The sequence below is a fragment of the Brevibacterium sp. 239c genome, from assembly GCF_900169365.1.
In the GTDB taxonomy this organism is placed as follows: domain Bacteria; phylum Actinomycetota; class Actinomycetes; order Actinomycetales; family Brevibacteriaceae; genus Brevibacterium.
On the sequence record NZ_FXZH01000027.1, the window covers coordinates 23,296 to 42,408 of the forward strand.

The 19,113-nt window shown below is 61.3% G+C and carries 14 protein-coding genes; 5 read left to right on the top strand and 9 right to left on the bottom strand.

What is annotated here, in order from left to right; translation table 11 throughout:
- Positions 1 to 70 precede the first annotated feature (70 nt).
- Positions 71 to 1,189: an alanine dehydrogenase gene (gene ald / locus BSP239C_RS18485; protein ID WP_101574816.1), complete on the bottom strand. Its 1,119-nt coding sequence runs from the start codon at positions 1,187 to 1,189 to the stop codon at positions 71 to 73.
- A gap of 431 nt (positions 1,190 to 1,620) precedes the next feature.
- Between ald and BSP239C_RS18490 the strand changes: the two genes are divergently transcribed.
- From BSP239C_RS18490 to BSP239C_RS18500, 3 genes are read left to right on the top strand one after another with little or no spacing between them, the layout of a single operon-like run.
- Positions 1,621 to 1,824, top strand: coding sequence for a hypothetical protein (locus BSP239C_RS18490; RefSeq protein WP_096160701.1), 204 nt, complete (start codon positions 1,621 to 1,623; stop codon positions 1,822 to 1,824).
- A gap of 3 nt (positions 1,825 to 1,827) precedes the next feature.
- Complete coding sequence (gene glnA, locus BSP239C_RS18495; RefSeq protein ID WP_101574817.1) at positions 1,828 to 3,186, top strand: type I glutamate--ammonia ligase; 1,359 nt, start codon at positions 1,828 to 1,830, stop codon at positions 3,184 to 3,186.
- A gap of 4 nt (positions 3,187 to 3,190) precedes the next feature.
- Positions 3,191 to 6,232 carry a bifunctional [glutamine synthetase] adenylyltransferase/[glutamine synthetase]-adenylyl-L-tyrosine phosphorylase gene (locus BSP239C_RS18500; protein WP_101574818.1) on the top strand — a complete coding sequence of 1,014 codons (3,042 nt, stop codon included), beginning with the start codon at positions 3,191 to 3,193 and terminating at the stop codon, positions 6,230 to 6,232.
- 9 nt (positions 6,233 to 6,241) lie between these two features.
- On the opposite strand, the gene BSP239C_RS18505 is transcribed toward BSP239C_RS18500, so the two are convergent.
- Both BSP239C_RS18505 and glnA (BSP239C_RS18510) read right to left on the bottom strand, forming a co-directional pair.
- Positions 6,242 to 7,711: a mycothione reductase gene (locus BSP239C_RS18505; protein ID WP_101574819.1), complete on the bottom strand. Its 1,470-nt coding sequence runs from the start codon at positions 7,709 to 7,711 to the stop codon at positions 6,242 to 6,244.
- A 157-nt stretch (positions 7,712 to 7,868) separates the two neighbouring features.
- Positions 7,869 to 9,293: a type I glutamate--ammonia ligase gene (gene glnA / locus BSP239C_RS18510; RefSeq protein ID WP_101574820.1), complete on the bottom strand. Its 1,425-nt coding sequence runs from the start codon at positions 9,291 to 9,293 to the stop codon at positions 7,869 to 7,871.
- Between the two features lie 143 nt (positions 9,294 to 9,436).
- On the opposite strand from glnA (BSP239C_RS18510), the gene BSP239C_RS18515 reads away from it, so the two are divergent.
- Complete coding sequence (locus BSP239C_RS18515) at positions 9,437 to 9,877, top strand: RDD family protein (RefSeq protein ID WP_101574821.1); 441 nt, start codon at positions 9,437 to 9,439, stop codon at positions 9,875 to 9,877.
- 117 nt (positions 9,878 to 9,994) lie between these two features.
- Here the strand turns inward: BSP239C_RS18515 and BSP239C_RS18520 are convergent, their stop codons facing one another.
- From BSP239C_RS18520 to lipB, 3 genes are read right to left on the bottom strand one after another with little or no spacing between them, the layout of a single operon-like run.
- Positions 9,995 to 10,726 carry a DUF4191 domain-containing protein gene (locus BSP239C_RS18520; RefSeq protein ID WP_101574822.1) on the bottom strand — a complete coding sequence of 244 codons (732 nt, stop codon included), beginning with the start codon at positions 10,724 to 10,726 and terminating at the stop codon, positions 9,995 to 9,997.
- A gap of 55 nt (positions 10,727 to 10,781) precedes the next feature.
- On the bottom strand, positions 10,782 to 11,834 hold the full coding sequence (lipA, locus tag BSP239C_RS18525; RefSeq protein WP_101574823.1) for a lipoyl synthase: 1,053 nt from the start codon (positions 11,832 to 11,834) through the stop codon (positions 10,782 to 10,784).
- Positions 11,835 to 11,844: 10 nt separating this feature from the next.
- Positions 11,845 to 12,483 carry a lipoyl(octanoyl) transferase LipB gene (gene lipB / locus BSP239C_RS18530; RefSeq protein WP_101574824.1) on the bottom strand — a complete coding sequence of 213 codons (639 nt, stop codon included), beginning with the start codon at positions 12,481 to 12,483 and terminating at the stop codon, positions 11,845 to 11,847.
- A 178-nt stretch (positions 12,484 to 12,661) separates the two neighbouring features.
- Here lipB and BSP239C_RS18535 point away from each other — a divergent pair, with 178 nt between their 5' ends.
- Positions 12,662 to 14,125, top strand: coding sequence for a hypothetical protein (locus BSP239C_RS18535; protein WP_101574825.1), 1,464 nt, complete (start codon positions 12,662 to 12,664; stop codon positions 14,123 to 14,125).
- Between the two features lie 52 nt (positions 14,126 to 14,177).
- On the opposite strand, the gene sucB is transcribed toward BSP239C_RS18535, so the two are convergent.
- The 3 genes from sucB to BSP239C_RS18550 form a co-directional block, all read right to left on the bottom strand.
- The gene (gene sucB, locus BSP239C_RS18540; protein WP_101574826.1) at positions 14,178 to 16,013 is read right to left on the bottom strand and encodes a 2-oxoglutarate dehydrogenase, E2 component, dihydrolipoamide succinyltransferase; all 1,836 of its coding nucleotides are present in this window, start codon (positions 16,011 to 16,013) and stop codon (positions 14,178 to 14,180) included.
- Between the two features lie 20 nt (positions 16,014 to 16,033).
- On the bottom strand, positions 16,034 to 17,422 hold the full coding sequence (gene lpdA / locus BSP239C_RS18545; RefSeq protein ID WP_101574827.1) for a dihydrolipoyl dehydrogenase: 1,389 nt from the start codon (positions 17,420 to 17,422) through the stop codon (positions 16,034 to 16,036).
- Positions 17,423 to 17,574: 152 nt separating this feature from the next.
- Complete coding sequence (locus BSP239C_RS18550) at positions 17,575 to 19,065, bottom strand: leucyl aminopeptidase (protein ID WP_101574828.1); 1,491 nt, start codon at positions 19,063 to 19,065, stop codon at positions 17,575 to 17,577.
- Between the last annotated feature and the right edge of the window lie 48 nt (positions 19,066 to 19,113).

Sequence of the window (19,113 nt, forward strand, 5' to 3'; positions counted from 1 at the left end):
GACATCATGGCATGATGTCGGCCTTCTTGACACTCAAGCCGGGTGCGTGCGTCTGCCCCCAGCTCAGCTGTCAGTTCGCCAGGGCGTGTTCGACGGAGACAGCCTCGAGACCGAAGGCCTCGGCGACGTTGTCGTTGGTGACGTGCCCGTTGTGGATATTGAGTCCGCGAGCCAGCGCCGAGTCCTTCGACAGGGCCGAGTGCCATCCCTGGTTGGCGATCTTGACCGCGAAGGGCAGAGTCGCGTTGGTCAGGGCGGCCGTGGCGGTGTTCGGCACCGCTCCGGGCATGTTCGCCACACAGTAGTAGATCGAGTTGTGCACCTCGAACGTGGGATCATCATGAGTCGTGGCATGCGAGTTCTCAAAGCAGCCGCCTTGGTCGATGGCGATGTCGACGAGGACCGAGCCTGGCTTCATACCCGCAACCATCTCGTCGGTGACGAGCTTCGGTGCCTTCTTGCCGGGGATGAGCACCGAACCGATGACCAGGTCGGCAGAGGCGAGCGATTTCGTGATCTCGTACTTGTTCGAGACCTTCGTGGCGATCGCACCGGCGAAGGTCTCGTCGATCTGACGCAGGCGAGGAATGTTGATGTCGATGACTTCGACGTTGGCTCCCAGACCCAGCGCCATCCGAGCAGCATTGGTTCCGGCGACACCTGCACCGATGACGACGACATTGGCGCGTTCGACACCGGGGACGCCGGAGAGCAGAATGCCACGTCCACCGGAGGCCTTGAGCAGGCTGTGAGCACCGACCTGCGTCGACAGCCGACCTGCGATCTCACTCATCGGTGCCAGCAGCGGCAGGCCGCCGCCGTCGGGCTGAACCGTCTCGTAGGCGATCGCAGTGGTGCCCGCGTTCATCAGCGCCTGGGTCAGCGCCTCATCGGCGGCAAGGTGCAGGTAGGTGAAGAGGATGAGGTCCTTGCGCAGGAATCCGTATTCTTCGGCGATGGGTTCTTTCACTTTGAGGACCATGTCTCCGGCGGTCCAGGTGGATTCCGCGTCCGGGGCGATCCTGGCGCCGGCTTCTGTGTACTCATCGTCTGTGATGAATGATCCGAGTCCGGCTCCTGCCTGAACCGTGACTTCATGTCCGTGGGCGACGAGCTCATGGACACCGGCAGCGGTGATGGCGACGCGGAACTCGTTGTTCTTGACCTCTGTGGGCACTGAAATGCGCATAGCTTTCCTTCTCTCATGTTGCCCTATGGGCAGTTCCAGCCGAATCGACCTGTGGCTGAGTTCGATATGTGGCCGAGGATACATCTCACTGTATTCCGTAGAAGGTCTGGAGGGCAAACCTTTATCACCCGGATTCGTGGAAATCTCTGCGGATTCGGTGGAATATCGAGGCAGAAGATGCGAAACAACCATTTTTTGTTCTCATCGGGCACAGAAACAGACGAAAATTGAAACGCGTCGAGTCTGGCTCAACGCCCCGGCGGCTTTGCAGGATGCTGCTCCGGGCCCGTGGCAATGCGCTCCGGGCCTGCAGGAAGAGTGCTGCCGACCTGCAGATGGGAAGTCGCGTGGCGGGGTCCCGGCAGCAGCGAGGAGAACCGGTAAGCTGAAATCTGTCAGGAATTCACCACACCCGCGATGGAGGGCTCGACATGGGACTGTTCAAAGATATCGACGACGCCGATTCGAAGTACTACTTCAATCTCAAGACCAACGAGGTCGAACGCGGCCTGGTCAGCGATGCGGACCACCGCATGGGCCCTTATGAGACAGAAGAAGTCGCTCGCGCCGCCCTCGAACGGGCTCAGGCTCGCAATGAGGAGTGGGAAGAAGACGAGAAGAAGTGGAACGGCTGAGGAATGTCGCGTCAGGAAGAATTCGTTCTTCGCACCGTTGAAGATCGTGAAGTCCGCTTCATCCGACTCTGGTTCACCGATGTCCTCGGTGGACTGAAATCGGTCGCAGTCGTTCCGGCGGAGCTTGAAGGTGCCTTCTCCGAGGGCATCGGATTCGACGGTTCAGCCGTCGAGGGACTTTCACGTGTCTATGAAGCCGATATGGTGCTCAAGCCCGATCCATCGACCTTCTCGCTTCTGCCGTGGCGTGGTGAGAAGGAACCCACCGGGAGGATGTTCTGCGACATCCATGTGCCCGGAGGAGAACCGGCTCAGGCCGATCCGCGCTATGTTCTCAAACGGACGTTGGCGAAGGCTGCGGAGAAGGGCTTCTCGTTCTATGTCCACCCGGAGATCGAGTTCTATCTGTTCAAGACGGACAACCTCGATCCCGGCACCGGCATCTTTGAGGGGACCACCCCCATTCCCGTTGATACGGCCGGCTATTTCGACCATGTCAACGGCGGCACTGCCAACGACTTCCGGCGCTCCGCCGTCACCATGCTCGAAGCCATGGGGCTCTCTGTGGAATTCTCGCACCACGAGGCCGGTCCTGGGCAGAATGAGATCGACCTTCGTTATGCCGATGCGCTGACCATGGCCGACAACATCATGACCTTCAGGTCTGTCATCAAAGAGGTCGCGATCTCCCAGGGCGTGTACGCATCGTTCATGCCCAAACCCCTCAACGATCATCCGGGCAGCGGAATGCACACCCATGTCTCACTCTTCGAAGGTGAGAACAATGCCTTCTTCGAACCCGGAGCCATGTATCAGCTGTCGAAGACGGGCAAGCAGTTCATCGCCGGAGTCCTCACCCATGCCGCTGAGATCACTGCGGTGACGAACCAGCATGTGAACTCGTACAAGCGACTGTGGACCGGTCACGAAGCTCCTTCCTACATCTCGTGGGGACATCGGAACCGTTCGGCCCTGGTCAGGGTGCCCCAGTACAACTCCGGGAAGTCCTCCTCGGCTCGCATCGAATATCGGGCGCTGGATTCGTCTGCAAACCCGTACCTGTCCTATGCGCTCCTGCTCGCCGCCGGGCTGAAGGGCATCGAAGAAGACTACGAACTGCCAGAAGAGGCAGAGGACAACGTGTGGGAGCTTTCGGACACGGAACGTCGTGCCATGGGGATTCAGGCACTGCCGACGAGCCTGTCCCACGCGCTGGAGATCATGGAGCAGTCCGATCTGGTCGCGGAGACACTGGGCGAAGAGGTCTTCGACTTCTTCCTGCGCAACAAACGCCAGGAATGGAACGACTACCGCGCGCAGGTGACTCCGTTCGAACTCAGCAAACACTTCACCTCGATGTAGTCTCATGGCCCGGATCACTTCGCGTACCTCGATCGTCTCCGAGTCAGCCGCCCGCTTCCTCGACGAGATCAATGGACTCCTCGGTCAGCCTCTGGCCACCGATTCGCGTTTCATCGATCTCCTGGAAGCGACTCCGGATCCGCATGCAGCGGCACTGGGTCTGCTTCGGGTTCTGGAGGCTGCAGCCGAGTCGGCACCGCAGTTCCTTGACGCCATCCGCTCGGACACCAGTGTGGATCTCGCCGAGGACGAGATCGACCGTCCGCTGCTGCGGCGTGTGCTCGCAGTCATGGGCACCTCCGAGGCCATGGTCGATCACCTCGTGCGGCATCCGGAGTCTCTGCCTCAGCTGGTCGAGAAGTCTCCGTTCCTCATGGTCTCCACCCCGGCAGCTTCGGCGGTATCGCTGCGCAAGGATCTGCTCGACAGTGTCGGAGCCGATCCGGATGCTCCGGCACCCGCGGCAGATCACCTCGGCGAGGAGGCGATCAAGGACCTGCGCCGCACCTATCGCAATGCACAGCTGCGGTTGGTTGCCGATGATCTCGTCTCCGAGGCGCCCGAGGAGATCGTCGATCATGTGATGGCTGTGCTCTCCGACCTGGCCGCAGCCGCCATGGATGCTGCTCTGGCGATTGCCAGGGCTGAACTCGATCCAAAGGGCACTGTTCGCATCGCTGTGATCGCCTTGGGCAAGACCGGAGCCCGTGAGCTCAACTACGTCTCCGACGTGGATGTGGTCTTCGTGCTCGATTCAGCGACGAGTGATGAACAGCGTGATCTGGCCACGGAGATCGCCCAACGGATGCGCGGCATCCTCTCCGATGCCGGTGCAGAGCCTGCCCTGTGGGAGGTCGACACGGCATTGCGCCCCGAGGGCAAGGCCGGAGCACTGGTGCGGACCATGTCAGAGTTCACCCGCTATTACGCCGACATCGCAAAGAACTGGGAATTCCAGGCTCTTCTCAAGGCGCGGCCTGTGGCCGGTGACGTCGGGGTGGGCGAGGAGTTCGTCGAGACGCTTCTGCCGCTCGTGTGGGAGGCCGCCAGCAGGCAGGGGTTCATCGACGGCATCCGGTCGATGCGTCGTCGCGTCGTGGACCTCATTCCCGCCTCCGAGGCGCCCCGACAGATCAAGCTGGGACGTGGAGGACTGCGCGATGTGGAATTCTCGGCCCAGCTGCTGCAGCTGGTCCACGGTCGCAGTGACGAGGAGATCCGCACCCCGAACACGCTTGTGGCTCTGGAAGAGCTGGGTGAGCATGGGTACATCGGAAAAGAGGATGCCGCAGTCTTCTCCGCCGCCTACCGGTTCATGCGCGTGGTCGAGCATCGGGTCCAGATTCCGCGGATGCTGCGCAACGCGCTCATCCCCGACGACGATGAGAAGCTGCGCATCCTCTCCCGTTCGGTCTTCACCTCGGGCTCGCGGACCGGAGCCCGGCTGGAGGACACGCGCAAGGATTATGCCAAGCAGGTCACCCGTCTGCATGATCAGATCTTCTATCGCCCCATCCTCGACGCAGCAGTCGGTGTCCACGGTGCCGTCGTCGACGCGCACAACAGGGGCAGCAGCATGCAGGCTGCCGCGGACCGCCTCCAAGCCTTCGGCTACCGTGATCCGCAGGGCGCTTTGACCCACATTAAGGCGCTGACCTCCGGCATGTCGCGCACGGCCCTTGTCATCAAGCAGGTCCTGCCTGCACTGCTGGACTGGTTCTCCGACGGAGTCAGTCCCGATGCTGCGCTCCTTGCATTCCGCCGCCTCACCGACTCGCTGTCGTCCTCCGGCTGGTTCCTGAAGATGCTGCGTGACTCCGGTCTGGCCGCGAAGTCCGTGGCGGAGGTCCTTTCACTGTCCGGCTATGCCAGTGAACTGCTTCTGCGCCAGCCCGCGGCGGTGGCCTGGCTGGACAACTTCGACAACCTCACTTCCCGCGATCCGAAGGCCCTGGAGGCCGAAGTCGGGGGCCTCCTCAAACGACATGCGGGCGCAGCGATCACACCGATCCGCGAAACCTACAGCCGTGAGCTTCTGCGTATCGCTCTGCGCGACGTCCTGGATGTCGGGGATCGGGCGGAGATCCCCGGTGACCTCTCCGCCCTGATGGATCTGACCGTCAGGAGCGCACTGCAGGCCGTCCGTCTGGACCTCGATGGTCCCGAGACTCCATCTTACGAATTCGCGATCATCGCAATGGGGCGCTGGGGTGGAAGCGAGATCGGTTACTTCTCCGATGCCGACGTAACCTACGTCTATCGCTCTGTCAGCGAGGATCTGGATGCCGAGGAGAAGGCCAAGCTGAGCAAGCACGTGAGCAAGTTGGCACTGGGCCTCGGCAGCCGGCTCAAGGCCAGCGTCGGCGCCCAGGGCGTCGACCTCGACGCCGATCTGCGACCGGAGGGTAAGAATGGGCCTCTGGTCCGGGCACTGTCGTCCTACCGGGCCTACTATGCGAAGTGGTCCCAGCCTTGGGAAGCACAAGCACTGCTGAGGGCCCGTCCGGTCGCCGGTGACTCCGGCCTCATCGAGGACTTCACCGACCTCATCGATCCGCTGCGGTACCCAGCGGAGATGCCGACGAAGTCCCTGACCCAAGTCCGCACGCTCAAAGCACGGATGGAAGATGAACGCCTGCCTCGCAATGCGGACAAACGGCGCCACCTCAAGCTGGGTCGGGGGAGCCTTTCCGACGTCGAGTGGACGGTTCAGCTGATGCAGCTCCAACACGCCCAGCGGATTCCCGGTCTGCAGACGACCTCGACGCTGTCAGCACTGAAAGTCGCAGCCGAAGTGGGGCTCATCCCCACAGACGATGCCGACGAGCTCGCGGCCGCATGGCAACTGGCCACCGATGTCCGCTCGGCAGTGATGCTGTATCGGGGGAGGACAGCGGAATCACTGCCGGAGGAGCACTTCGAGCTTGAGGCCACGGCTCGACTGCTCGGATATCCGGCGGGTGGCGGACACGAACTCGAAGACGACTACCTGCGCACCACCCGCCATGCCAGGAACATCATGGAAGAGTACTTCTACGGGTTCTGAGGACTATCCTCAGTCGTCGTTGAACTCGAGGCCCAAGAGTGCGTTCTCAACGACTTCAGGCAGCGCCGGATGAATCCAATACTGACGTTTGGCCATCTCGTCTGCGGGCTGATCGAACGCCATCGCCTGGATCAAAGGCTGTACGATCATCGAGGCCTCGTGACCGACGATGTGTGCGCCCAGGATCTTGCGCGTCGCCTTATCTGCGATGAGCTTCACGACCCCGGGGTCATCGGCCATCGCCCAGCCGTAGGCCACGTCGGAGTACTTCTGCACCTTTACACTCACGTCGTAACCAGCCTGCCGTGCTTCATCTTCCGTGATGCCGACGTAGGCGACCTGGGGTGAGGTGAACACGGCACCAGGGACGGCGTGATGATTGACCTCGCGCAGATCCGCCTCGGTGGCGCCTCCAGGGGATCCGGCTGCCACGTCGAGCGCGAGGTTGTCGCCCACGACGTCGGCCTCATGATTGGCGACGTGCTTGAGCTGATAAGGAGAGCTGATGTCGCCGAGTGCGAAGACTCCTGGGACCGGCTGGCCGTGAGCAAGCACGCGCTGTCGTGAGTCAACGCTGAGACGAGCTCCATCAAGAACATCAAATCCGGCTTCGCCCACATTCAGGCTCGCGGTGTTCGGTGTGCGCCCGGTGGCGATGAGGACCGCATCCGCGTCGATCCGAGAGGGCAGATCGACCCCGCCGAGGCGGCCGCTGGCTTTCAGAGTGACGCTGACCTGGCCGTCGTCGAAACTGTAGGAGGACACCTCGGCACCGCGGTGAACGGTGTGGGTGCGTTCGAAGAGTTCGGTGAACTCATCCGAGACGTCCTCATCGATGTTGCCGAGCAGACGAGGGCCGCGTGCGATCACGCTCACCTCGGCCCCGAATCCGGCGAAGACGTGGGCGAACTCCATGGCAATGATGCCTGAGCCGATGATGACCAGACGTTCGGGTCTCTGGGGAATGCGCATGATCGAGTTCGATGTGTAGACGGGATAGCCGTCGGTATCCACCAGCTGCGGGTCGAGGCCTTCCGCCTTGGGAATGACGGGGGAGGCCCCGGCCGCGATGACGATGCGATCGGCTGTGAGCTCCTCACCCGAGGCGGTGCTCACCGTCTTCGGTCCTGTGAAATGAACGTGTTCGGCCACGACGCTCACATTCGGTTGACGGTCGCCGCTGCGATAGTCCCGACCTCCGGCTTCGATAGCGTCGACACGGTCGAAGATCCGCTTCTGCAGCGCGGGCCAATTCACGCTGTGGAAATCAGTCGAGAGGTTATAGCGCTTCGAATCGGCGGCCTGTTCGGCGATCGTGGCTGGATAGACGAACATCTTCGTCGGTATGCAGCCCACGTTGAGGCAGGTGCCGCCGAAATGCCATTCCTCGGCTATCGCAACGTTGAGGCCGGAGAATCGGTCGTCGAGAAACATGTTCCCCGAACCTGTACCGATCAGAAGAAGATCGAAGTGCGTCATTGTCCATCCCTGTGTCAGTTGTGGTCACCGGCGAAGGCTGACCTGGTCAGATGCGTTAAGGGGCGCCACGGGTGAACCCGTGACGCCCCCACTGTATTCCTTAGGGCTGTGGCCTACGTGCTCTGTGCCGGCAGCCAGCGAACTCTACGACTCTGGATCAGAGTGCGTAGTAGAGCTCGAACTCCGTCGGGGTCGGACGCAGACGAGCCACCTCGATCTCGTTCTCGCGCTTGATCCGAATCCACGTCTCGATCAGGTCGGAGGTGAAGACGTCTCCGGCGGTGAGGAAGTCGTGGTCCTTCTCGAGTTCGATGAGGGCCTCATCGAGAGAGCCTGGGACAAGTTTGATGTCCTTGGCTTCCTCAGGTGGGAGCTCGTAGAGGTCCTTGTCGATAGGCTCCGGAGGCTCGATGCGGTTGCGGATTCCGTCGAGTCCGGCCATCAGCTGTGCGGAGAAGGCCAGGTACGGGTTGGTCGACGGGTCCGGCACGCGGAACTCAAGACGTTTGGCCTTCGGTGAGCTGCCAGTGACCGGAATACGGATCGCGGCCGAGCGGTTGCGTGCTGAGTAGACGAGATTGACGGGAGCTTCGTATCCGGGCACGAGGCGGCGGTACGAGTTGATCGTCGGGTTGGTGAACGCCAGAACGGCGCCGGCATGTTCGATGAGACCGCCGATGTACCAACGAGCCAGATCGGAGAGGCCTCCATAGCCGTTCTCGTCATAGAAGAGGGGTTCGCCGTTCTTCCACAGGGACTGGTGGCAGTGCATGCCTGAGCCGTTGTCATCGAAGAGCGGCTTGGGCATGAAGGTGGCCGACTTGCCCAGTTCGTAGGCACTGTTCTTGATGATGTACTTGAAGTCGAGGAGCTGATCGCCTGCATGCTGTAGGGTCTTGAACTTGTAGTTGATCTCCTGCTGGCCTGCAGTGCCGACCTCGTGGTGGGCGCGCTCCATCTCGAAGCCGATCTGCTCCAACGTCAGAGACATGTGGTCGCGAATGTCAGCGAACTTGTCCTGTGGTGAGACGGGGAAGTAACCGCCCTTGAAGGGAGTCTTATAACCCAGGTTTCCGCCCGGCTCGTCTTCGCCCATATTCCAGGCGGCTTCTTCGGAGTCGATCTTGTAGAAGCTGCTGCCCGGTGTGTTCTCGTAGCGGATCGAGTCGAAGAGGTAGAACTCTGCCTCAGCGCCGAAGAATACAGTGTCGGCGATTCCGGTGCTCTCGAGGTAGGCCTCGGCCTTGGCCGCAACCTGACGGGGATCGCGAGAGTAGGGCTCATCGGTGAATGGATCGACGATCGAGTGTGTGATGACCAGGGTCTTGGCCTCACGGAAGGGGTCGATATAGGCCGATGAGACATCTGCGAGCAGTTTCATGTCCGATTCGTGAATGCCCTGGAAACCCGTGATAGAGGAACCGTCGAAGAGCAGACCTTCGGTGATCTCTTCTGTGCCGTACGAGGCTGCAGGAAGGTTGAAATGCTGGACAACACCGGGGAGGTCGCAGAAACGAACATCGACGAATTTGACGTCGTTCTCCGAGATGTAGTTGACGAGTTCTTCAGCAGACGAGAACACTTAGTCTCCTAGTTAGTTTACGGTGGTCGTTCGACTTGACCATTCCCAATCTTAGTTGCAAGCGAGTGAAGCGGTGATGTCGTCCGTGTTTCGGGCATGTTTCCTGAGGATTCGTCCAGGTTCGACTTGGGTAAACTGGGTCCGTGATTAATCGTGATGACCTCGGCTCCTGGCTTGAGGGGCCCAAGATTGAGCGAGAAGAAGGCGATTGGCCAGGCAGACGGCTGGGACTGCCCGAGACTGGATCGCATTCGGCGGCACCCGCCTGGCGCAGGCTCTTGGGACTTATAGTCGACTGGTTCATGTGTTTGGCGATCGCGAACCTCATCGGGTCGTCCAATCCATTCCTGGCTCCGGGCCTCTTCGCACTTGAGCATTTCCTGCTCGTCTCGACTCTTGGATACACGGTGGGCCACAGGATCTTCGGCATCGAGGTCCGTCGCCTGGACGGTCATGTGCCCGGCTTCGTCAAGACGCTCATCCGTACTGTGCTCGTCGTTCTCGTCATTCCCGCACTGATCTTCAACCGAGACAATCGTGGTCTCCACGATCTGGCTGCCGGGACGTTCATCCTCAAGCGCTGAGGCCACGACCCGCTTGAGCGCAGTTCAGGCGGTTCCGATACATAGAAGTGGGGCACCGACTCGTTTGAGTCGGTGCCCCACTTCTATGTATGACCAGCTCAACGCGGTACTTTTCGATCAGCGTCCGCGCATCGCTTTGTGGTTCGGGCGAGCCTTGTTCGGATCGATGCCCTTCGGGATGGGGGGACGGGTGCCCTGGGTGCCGAGAGCGGCAAGGCGATTACGTACAGCCAGCACTTCGGTCTTGTTGAGCTTGCGAGGAAGCTTCTGGACTGCCGGAACAACCTGTTTCATCTTCAGCTGGCCTTCCTCATTGCCGCCCTGGAAAGTATGCACCGGGACGGTGGGCAGGATGCGCTCATGGCGCTTCTTCTCCTTGGCCAGCAGTTTCGCGCTGCGGCCCTTCGAACCTTCGCTGAGGAGCACGACTCCGGCACGACCAGTGGAGCGGAAGACGAGGTCGCGGCTCTTCGGGTCGATGGCGATGGGCTTGTCGTCCATCAGGTAGCCGCGGCGAGCGGTGTTGAGGACGGCACCGAAGGCTCCCGGCTGTCCCTCCATCTGTGCGAAGGCAGCCGTCTCAGCGAATCTGCCGAGCATGAACATGCCCAGCAGAAGACCCACCATGAAGCCGAGGATCGTGGTGAAGACCGCGCCGCCGAACAGAAGCCCGGCCAACAGGCCCAGCAACGTGCAGCCGAGAATGGCGGCAGCTAACAGCCACGGTGTGGCCTTATTGTGCTTGGCCGACAGTTCGTAGACCTGCTTCATCTGCGCCAGGCGGCCCGGCTTCTTGTTCGGATCCTTGGGCTTCCGGCGGAAAAGTCCCTTGCGCGGTTCTTCGCTCATGCTCTCACTTGCTCTTGAATGACGTATCGACGTCGAGGCCGGGCCCCGAACGCTCTCATTGCTCAGCAGTCAAGTCTACCTCTTCGCCCGGGCCGAATGTATCCACAACGGCCTGAGCCTCCTGCTTGGCGGGGGTGTGCTTGTCAAGGTGGGAGAGATGAGTGGGTATCTGCTCGCCTCGATGGCGCATGGCCGTCGCCCACAGGCGACCGGCACGGTAGGAAGAACGGACCAGGGGACCGGACATGACGCCCGAGAAGCCGATGTCCTCCGCTGCGTCACGCAGCATCACGAAGTCGGCCGGTTTGACCCACCGAGTCACGGGGTGGTGCCGCGGTGAGGGCCTCAGGTACTGATTGATCGTGATGAGATCGCAACCTGCTTCGTGGAGATCGCGCAGTGTTGCGATGATCTCGTCGTTGGTCTCACCCATGCCCAGCATCAGATTCGACTTCGTGATGAGGCCCGCGTCGCGCGCCTGGGTGATCACGGACAGAGAACGTTCGTAGCGGAAGGCGGGACGGATGCGCTTGAAGATGCGGGGAACCGTCTCAACGTTGTGAGCCAGCACCTCCGGACGCGAGGAGAAGACCTCGGCCAGCTGATCCGGCTCTGCATTGAAGTCGGGGATGAGGAGTTCTACACCCGTACCGCTGCCATCTGAGTAGTCGAGATTGTGGATCTGACGCACGGTCTCTGCGTAGAGCCAGGCACCGCCGTCGTCGAGATCGTCGCGGGCCACACCGGTGATAGTCGAGTAGCGCAACCCCATGTCCTGCACAGAGTCGGCCACACGGCGAGGTTCATCGGCATCGAAGTCGGCAGGCTTTCCGGTGTCGATCTGGCAGAAGTCACAGCGCCTCGTGCACTGTTCGCCGCCGATGAGGAAGGTCGCTTCGCGGTCTTCCCAGCATTCGAAGATATTGGGGCAGCCGGCTTCCTCGCAGACCGTGTGCAGCTCCTGCTTACGCACCAGTGACTTCAGGGAAGTGTATTCGGGGCCGATATGGGCTTTTGCTTTGATCCAAGCAGGCTTGTCCTCGATCGGCGTTTCTGAGTTCCGTGCCTCGACACGGAGCATGCGGCGGCCTTCTGGCGCTATCGTCACGTCAATTCTCCTAGGCTGTGATGTGGTTGTGCAGGATCTCGTCAAGGCGGGCAGCGACATCTTCAGGAGTCACGCTGCGGCCGAGTTCGGCACTCATGGTCGTTGTGTCGGCGTCCGTGATCCCGCAGGCGATGATCGATTCGTAGGCGCCGAGGTCGTTGCTGCAGTTCAGGGCCAGACCGTGCATGGTCACACCTTCGTGGATGCGGATGCCGATCGCGCCGATTTTCCGGTCGCGGCGGGTGCCGTCACCGAGTATCCAGACACCTGCGCGTCCCTCGATGGTGGTGGCTGCGATGTCGTACTCGGCGAGGAGCTCGATCATGGAGTCCTCGAGCTGCGAGACGAAGAGCTTGACCTCTTTGGTGTCATTGAGCTTGTACACGAGGTAGGCCACCAGCTGCCCAGGGCCATGCCAAGTGATCTTCCCGCCACGATCGACGTCGACGACTTCGGTGCCATCGGTGGGCCGCTCATGGTCTTCCGTGCGTTTGCCGGCAGTGTAGACCGGCGGGTGTTCGAGCAGGAGAATCGTTGAGTCACGATCCTCAGCGAGCACTTCTTCGTGATATTTCTTCTGCAAGTCCCAGGTTCGCAGGTAATCCGAATATACGGGTGCGAAACCCAGCGTTTCTGTGACCAGAGGCATGGCACAAGACTATGTCTCTTGTAGCAGGGGTTCAATTTCATCGAAGATGAGCCTCGACACCTTCGAGTACCGCCCGACTCTTGACTTATGATCCACCATCAAACACTATTAAACCAGAGCAAGACTCCCTAAACAGCACCTATGCGGTTAAAGGATCCACCGACGGAGATGACGAACAATGACGTGGGAACTCCAAGCACCGGTCTCTGATGACATTCACCGACTCGTGAACGATCAGGGCCAGACGATCTGGGGAGTCGACCACCAGGGCTTCGATACAGATCACCCGGAAGCACTTGGAGTTGCCGACGTGGATCTGCCGTCCGGCTCCACATCTCTGCTTCTCGTCGAACCACTCGCCGGCGGTCTCGTCCTCGACGCTGTCCGTTCCTACCAGGGACTGGTGGAAGGGGAATTGTGCACCCTCTTCCTCGGCATCGTCGAGGAACTGTGGGGGAGCACCGATGCGCAATCACGGCTCTGCCTTGAAAGCATCGGACTCGATGCCGAAGGACGTCCGCGGATCATTCCCGGTATCAGCCGGACGTCGCCTGCCTCGGCTCGATTCGCGATCGGAGAGATGATCTATCACGCCGCGCATGGCCGCCCCTGGGCACAGAGTCCCTTGCCCGTGCGAATCGCACTTCCCGGGTGCTCGCAGCCGTTGCAGACACTTGTAGAACAGCTGCTGGATGATTCGACACCACCTTCCAGTCTCCACGACACCCTCGCCGAGGTGAGCGCGACCTTGCGTCGAAGCGGGACGCCAAGTGCCCTCCCGCTCCTGCCCGCCGAACGCGATCTCGACCCGGGGCAGGCCCTGACGGCTCGGCTGCGAGCTGTCAAGCCATCCATCGTCGCAGGATCTCCCGAGCCGGCAGAGGCTGCCCGGCCTGCTGAGAGCACCGGTGCAGCAGCCCGCCTACGGGCCGCCAGTCGAGACGGTGGCGTCAGCCGGCAACGCGGCAGACGCCGTCAGGTACCTCGTCGAAACCGGGGGACTGCGTCGCTGCGGAATCGACTGTCCTCGTGGGTGGCAGGGGGTGGGGAGGGGTTTCTGGGTCGGTTGCCGCTTCGCAGCCGGCGGCCCCGGAAGCGATCGACTGGGCCCCGTACTTGGGTTCTCCTTGCCGTGATCATGACGATCATCGGAGGTGCTGTGATGGTCAGATCGTGGAGTTCGGGGAACAGCACTGCCTCGGTGAGTTCGGCAGAAGATGCGAGTCCGAGCGCGAGCGAGACTCCTTCCCGGAACAGCGACGACTCCCAGGCCAATGTCGAGGAGATGTCGGAGAGCCAGATCTTTGCGCTGTTGGATGATCTCTGCCGGAAGCGTTCTGAGGCATTGAGCGCCGGCGACGATCAGGCACTGGCCGCATTGACAGTCCCAGACTCTTCGGCCGCTGCAGCCGATGAACTGCTCGACCTAGACACCTTCGTGGGAAATGACTACACGATCGAATTGAACGATCCGGTGATCAGCGAGCAGACACACCGCCACATCCTCGTTGAGGCCCAGATGTCGACGAGCGTGAAGACAGAGGGGGACGAGTCAGGGTTCGCTCCCGCCCATGTCGAGTTCGAGCTGGCACCCCATGATGGCGCCTGGAGAGTTCTGGCTGTCACGCAGATCAACCGTTGAGGGGATGAGAAAGGCCGGCCACATCAGTGACCGGCCTTTCAGCTGAAACGAATCAGAGATCGAGATCCGCTTCGAAGTTTCCTTCTTCGAGACGGGCCTTGATCGTCTGCAGGAAACGTCCTGCATCCGCGCCGTCAACCAACTGGTGGTTGTAGGTCAGCGGCAGGTAGACCATGTCACGGATGGCGATCGATTCCTCGCCGTCCTCGGTCTTGACGACGATCGGGCGGCGCACGATCGTGCCGGTGCCCAGAATGCCCATCTGCGGCTGATTGATGATCGGAGTGTCGAACAGAGCACCCACCGAACCGATGTTGGTGATGGTGAACGTTCCGCCCGAGAGCTCATCAGGCATGATCTTGTTGTTGCGAGTCCGATCCGCGACATCGTCGATGGCCTTCGAGATGCCGGCGATGCTCAGATCCCCGGCGTCCTTGATCACAGGCACGAGGAGTCCGCGTGGGGTGTCCACTGCGATCGCCAGATGCTCGTGGTCGAAGTACGTGATCTCCTGGGAATCCAGATCGTACTGTGCGTTGACCTTCGGGTGCTGCTTGAGCGCTTCGACGACGGCCTTGCCGAAGAACGGCAGGTAGGTCAGCTTCGAGCCGTGTTTGGACTGGAAGGCGTCCTTGTTGGCCTTGCGCAGCTTCACGACACGAGTCATATCGACCTCGACGACCTGAGTCAGCTGAGCCGATACGTCGAGAGACTCGCTCATCCTCTTGGCGATCGTCTGTCGGATGCGCGAAGCCTTCTCCGTGGTGCCGCGCAGCTTCGCAGCCTCTTCGGGAATCTCGAGCTTGAACGGTGCCTTCGCACCGCCGGCTGCCGGAGCAGCAGATCCCGACGAGGTGGAAGAACGGTCGGCGGCTGCGGCCATGACATCCTGCTTGCGGATGCGTCCGCCCACTCCGGTTCCGGTCACCGAGCTCAGGTCGACGCCCTCGTCGCGTGCCAATCGGCGCACGAGTGGAGTCACATATGCGGCATTTTCACCGACCGTGTCAGCGGCCGCTGGTGCGGGTGCGGAACCCTGCGAGCCTGACTGCTTCTCGGCTGGCTCTGACGCAGCCGGGGCAGGGGTCTCCTGCTTCGGTGTTTCTTCGGCAGCTGTAGACTTCTTGTCCACAGCGGGTGCCTCTTCCTTGGCCGGCTCCTCTTCCTTGGCAGGCTCCTCTTCTTCAGCAGGCTCCTCGGCGGGAGCTTCCACTGCAGCAGCGGAAGACTCTGCCTCGTCCGATCCGGAACCGACGCGAGCCAGAGGCGCGCCGACCTCAACGGTCTCGTCCTCTTCTGCCAGGTGTGCCTGAACGGTTCCCGCCACGGGGGAGGGCACCTCGGTGTCGACCTTGTCGGTGGACACCTCGAGAAGTGGTTCGTCGACCTCAACCTCTTCGCCGACGTCCTTCAGCCAGCGAGTCACGGTACCTTCGGTCACGGACTCACCGAGGGCAGGCATTGTGATCTCTGTGCCTTCGCCTCCGGAACCGGATGAGGCTGGAGCATCGGCTTCCGATTCGTCGGCTGAGTCCGAGGACGCTTCCTCGGACTCTTCGGCCGCTGCGGGCTCGGATTCTTCGGCTGGTTCAGAGGTGTCCTCGTCAGAGGAGTCGTCTGCGTCGGCGGACTCTGCGGAGTCGGATCCGCTGCCGTCGCCGATGTAGGCCAGATCTCCGCCGACTTCGACGACGTCGTCTTCGTCAGCCAGGATCTTCTCCAGGACACCCGCGTAGGGGCTGGGAATCTCTGTGTCGACCTTGTCAGTCGACACCTCGAGCAACGGCTCGTCTACTTCGATTTCTTCGCCGACCTCTTTGAGCCAGCGGGTGACTGTTCCTTCGGTCACCGACTCACCGAGAGCCGGCATCTGCACGGAATTCGACATGTCTTTCGTCTCCTCGGATCTTAAGAGTGGAAGTGCAGGGGTTTGCCAGCGAGGGCCAGGTGGGCCTCGCCGAGTGCTTCATTCTGTGTCGGGTGAGCGTGAATGAGTTGCGCAACTTCCTCTGGGAATGCCTCCCAGTTGACGATCAGTTGGGCTTCGCCGGCCTGCTCGCTCAGTCGAGCGCCGATGCCGTGGACGCCGACAACAGGTCCGTCCTTCTCACGGATGACCTTGATCAGACCGCTGGTGTTCAGAATCACGGACTTACCGTTTCCGCCCAGGTTGTATTCGATGGATTCGACGCTGTCGGCTCCATACTGCTCTTCGGCCTGCTTGGACGAGAGTCCGACCGAGAAGATCTCGGGTTCGCAGTAGGTCACGCGAGGGATGCCTGATTCCAGAACAGGAACCGGGTTCAGCCCTGCGATCTCCTCGGCGATGAAGATTCCCTGGCCGAAGGCGCGGTGAGCCAGCTGCAGTCCGGGAACGATATCGCCGCACGCATAGATGTTGCCGACGCCGGTGTGGAGACGTTCGTTGGCGAGGACGAAACCACGGTCCATCGGGACGCCCTGGTCTTCGAAGCCGAAGCCTTCGGTGACCGGGCCACGGCCGACGGCAACGAGGAGGTACTCAGCCTCGAGGACCGAACCGTCTTCGAGAGTCACCTTGACTCCGTCAGCAGTCTCCTCGACGCCCTTGAACATGGTGCCGAGCTTGAAGCCGATCTTGCGCTTCTTGAAGGCCCGTTCGAGGTTCTTCGAGATGGTCTCGTCCTCGTTGGCAACGAGGTGCTTGAGTCCTTCGACGATGGTGACCTTGGCACCGAACGACGACCACACACTGGCGAACTCGACGCCGATGACGCCGCCGCCCAGAACGATCGCCGAACCGGGGACCTTGTCGAGCTCGAGAGCCTCGGTGCTGGTGATGACACGCTCAGTGATGTCGAGACCGATGGTCTTCGACGTCGAACCGGTGGACAGGAGGACGTTGGTGCCGGTGACGGTGTGCTTGCCGTCTTCACCGTCAACCTCGACGGTGTCCTTACCTGTCAGTTTGCCGGTGCCGAAGTACGTGTCGATTCCACGCGCCTTCACCAGCCCCTGCAGGCCCTTGTAATTGCGAGAAATGACATTGTCTTTGTAGTCGAGAACTTTCTCGATGTCGATTCCCTTGAATTCGACCTCAATGCCGAAGTTCGACGATTCCTTTGCCGTCTCGGCGACCTCTGCAGCGTGCAGAAGCGCCTTCGTCGGAACACAACCGCGGTGCAAGCATGTGCCGCCAACCTTGTCGCGTTCGATCAAAGCAACCTTCATGTCGAGCTCTGCAGCGCGCAGTGCGGCAGCGTAGCCGCCGGTTCCGCCGCCCAGAACGACAAGGTCGTAGGTCAATGAGTCACTCACGGATTACTCCTCGTAGCTGTGAATAAGCCTGCCGTACGCAGCTTTCCTTCTATCTTTCCACTTTTCTCGCCAAGGGCGAAAGCACAAACTGTCTGTTTGGACACAGGTGTGGATGATCACGTCCATATCGACAGCGTGTAGAAACTATTTTGTCAGTTCACCTGCTTTGCTGCCTCGATGAGAGTGCGGACCGCCGCGCCCGTGGCGGCGACCGGTGTGTAGCCGAAAGCGGAGCCGGTGTTGAAGCTCGGTCCCGCGATGTCGATGTGTGCCCAGTTGGTGCCCTCGCTGACGAATTCCTGGAGGAAGGCGCTGGCTGCGAGCATGCCGCCGGGCCGGGGTCCGGAGTTCTTCAGGTCCGCGGCGTTGGAGTCGAAGCCGGAGAGCATCTCTTCGGGGATGGGCATCGCCCACATCTCCTCGCCGGCGTGGGTCGCCGAGGTTGTGATGAGATTGCGTGCCTCTTCGGCACCCATGACTCCCGAGGTCCGAGTGCCCAGTGCAACGACCTGCGCACCTGTGAGTGTTGCCACATCGATGAGGAGATCAGGGTTCTCTGCATCGGCGTCTGCCAATGCGTCGGCGAGGACCAACCGGCCCTCGGCGTCGGTGTTGGTGACTTCCACTGTCTTGCCGCTGCGCATGTGCAGAACGTCGCTGGGGCGTGTCGCCGATGATCCCGGCATGTTTTCGGCCAAGGGCAACCAGGCGGTCGCCCTGACAGGCAGTCCCAGGTCCGCGATCGCGAACAGAGCCTGGACGACGGCAGCGGCACCGGCCATATCGGACTTCATGTCCTCCATGCTCGCAGCGGGTTTGAGGGAGATGCCGCCGGAGTCGAAGGTGATGCCCTTGCCGACGAAGCTGACGTGGCGCTCGGCACCTTTCGGGGAGTATTCGACCTTGACCAGGCGCGGTCCGCGGGTCGAGCCCTGTCCGACGCCGATGATGCCTCCGTATCCGCCGGCCTGCAGTTCCTTCTCGCCGAGCACGCTCACTTTGAGCTTGCGGTCCTTGCCCTGTTCTTTGACGCGCTGGGCGAAGGATTCGGGGTAGAGGTCGAGGGGAGGAGTGTTCACGAGGTCGCGGGCGCGGTTCGTCGCCGCGGCGATGATCGCACCGTTGGAGTGCGCGGCCGTGTGCTCTTTGCTCTTGGGCCCGAGGATGGTGACGGTGCCGGGAACCTTGTCTGCGTCCTGGCTGCGGTAGTCGATGAAGCGGTAGGCGCCGAGTCCAGCACCGATGGTGATGGCTTCGACAGCGTCGGCGGTGAGTGCCGGCAGGCCCACCGCGATCGAGTCCACACCGTCCAGGGCACGCAGCGCATTGCCTGCACCGCGGCGGAGCACCTCGTGTGACTTCGCTGCGGCGTCGGTGCCGCGAGCTGTGGCGTCGAAGGCGCCGAGGCCGACCAGGAGGATGCTCGATGCGGAAAAGGCCTTGGGCGCTGCAACACGTGCAGTGGCTCCGGCCTTTCCGGTGAATTCGATGGCGCGAACCACGTCTTCGAGAGCGGTGCGTGCGGATTTCGCAGTATCGAGGCCGAGGACCTTGTCCTCAGCTACTCCCAACACCAGAACTGAAGCGGTGGCTTTCACAAGTGTGGTCGAAGAGTAGTTGGTGGGCGTGGATGCACTGGGCATATATTCCCTTTCATCGTCTTTGAACGTTGAATCGATCCTAATGCCATT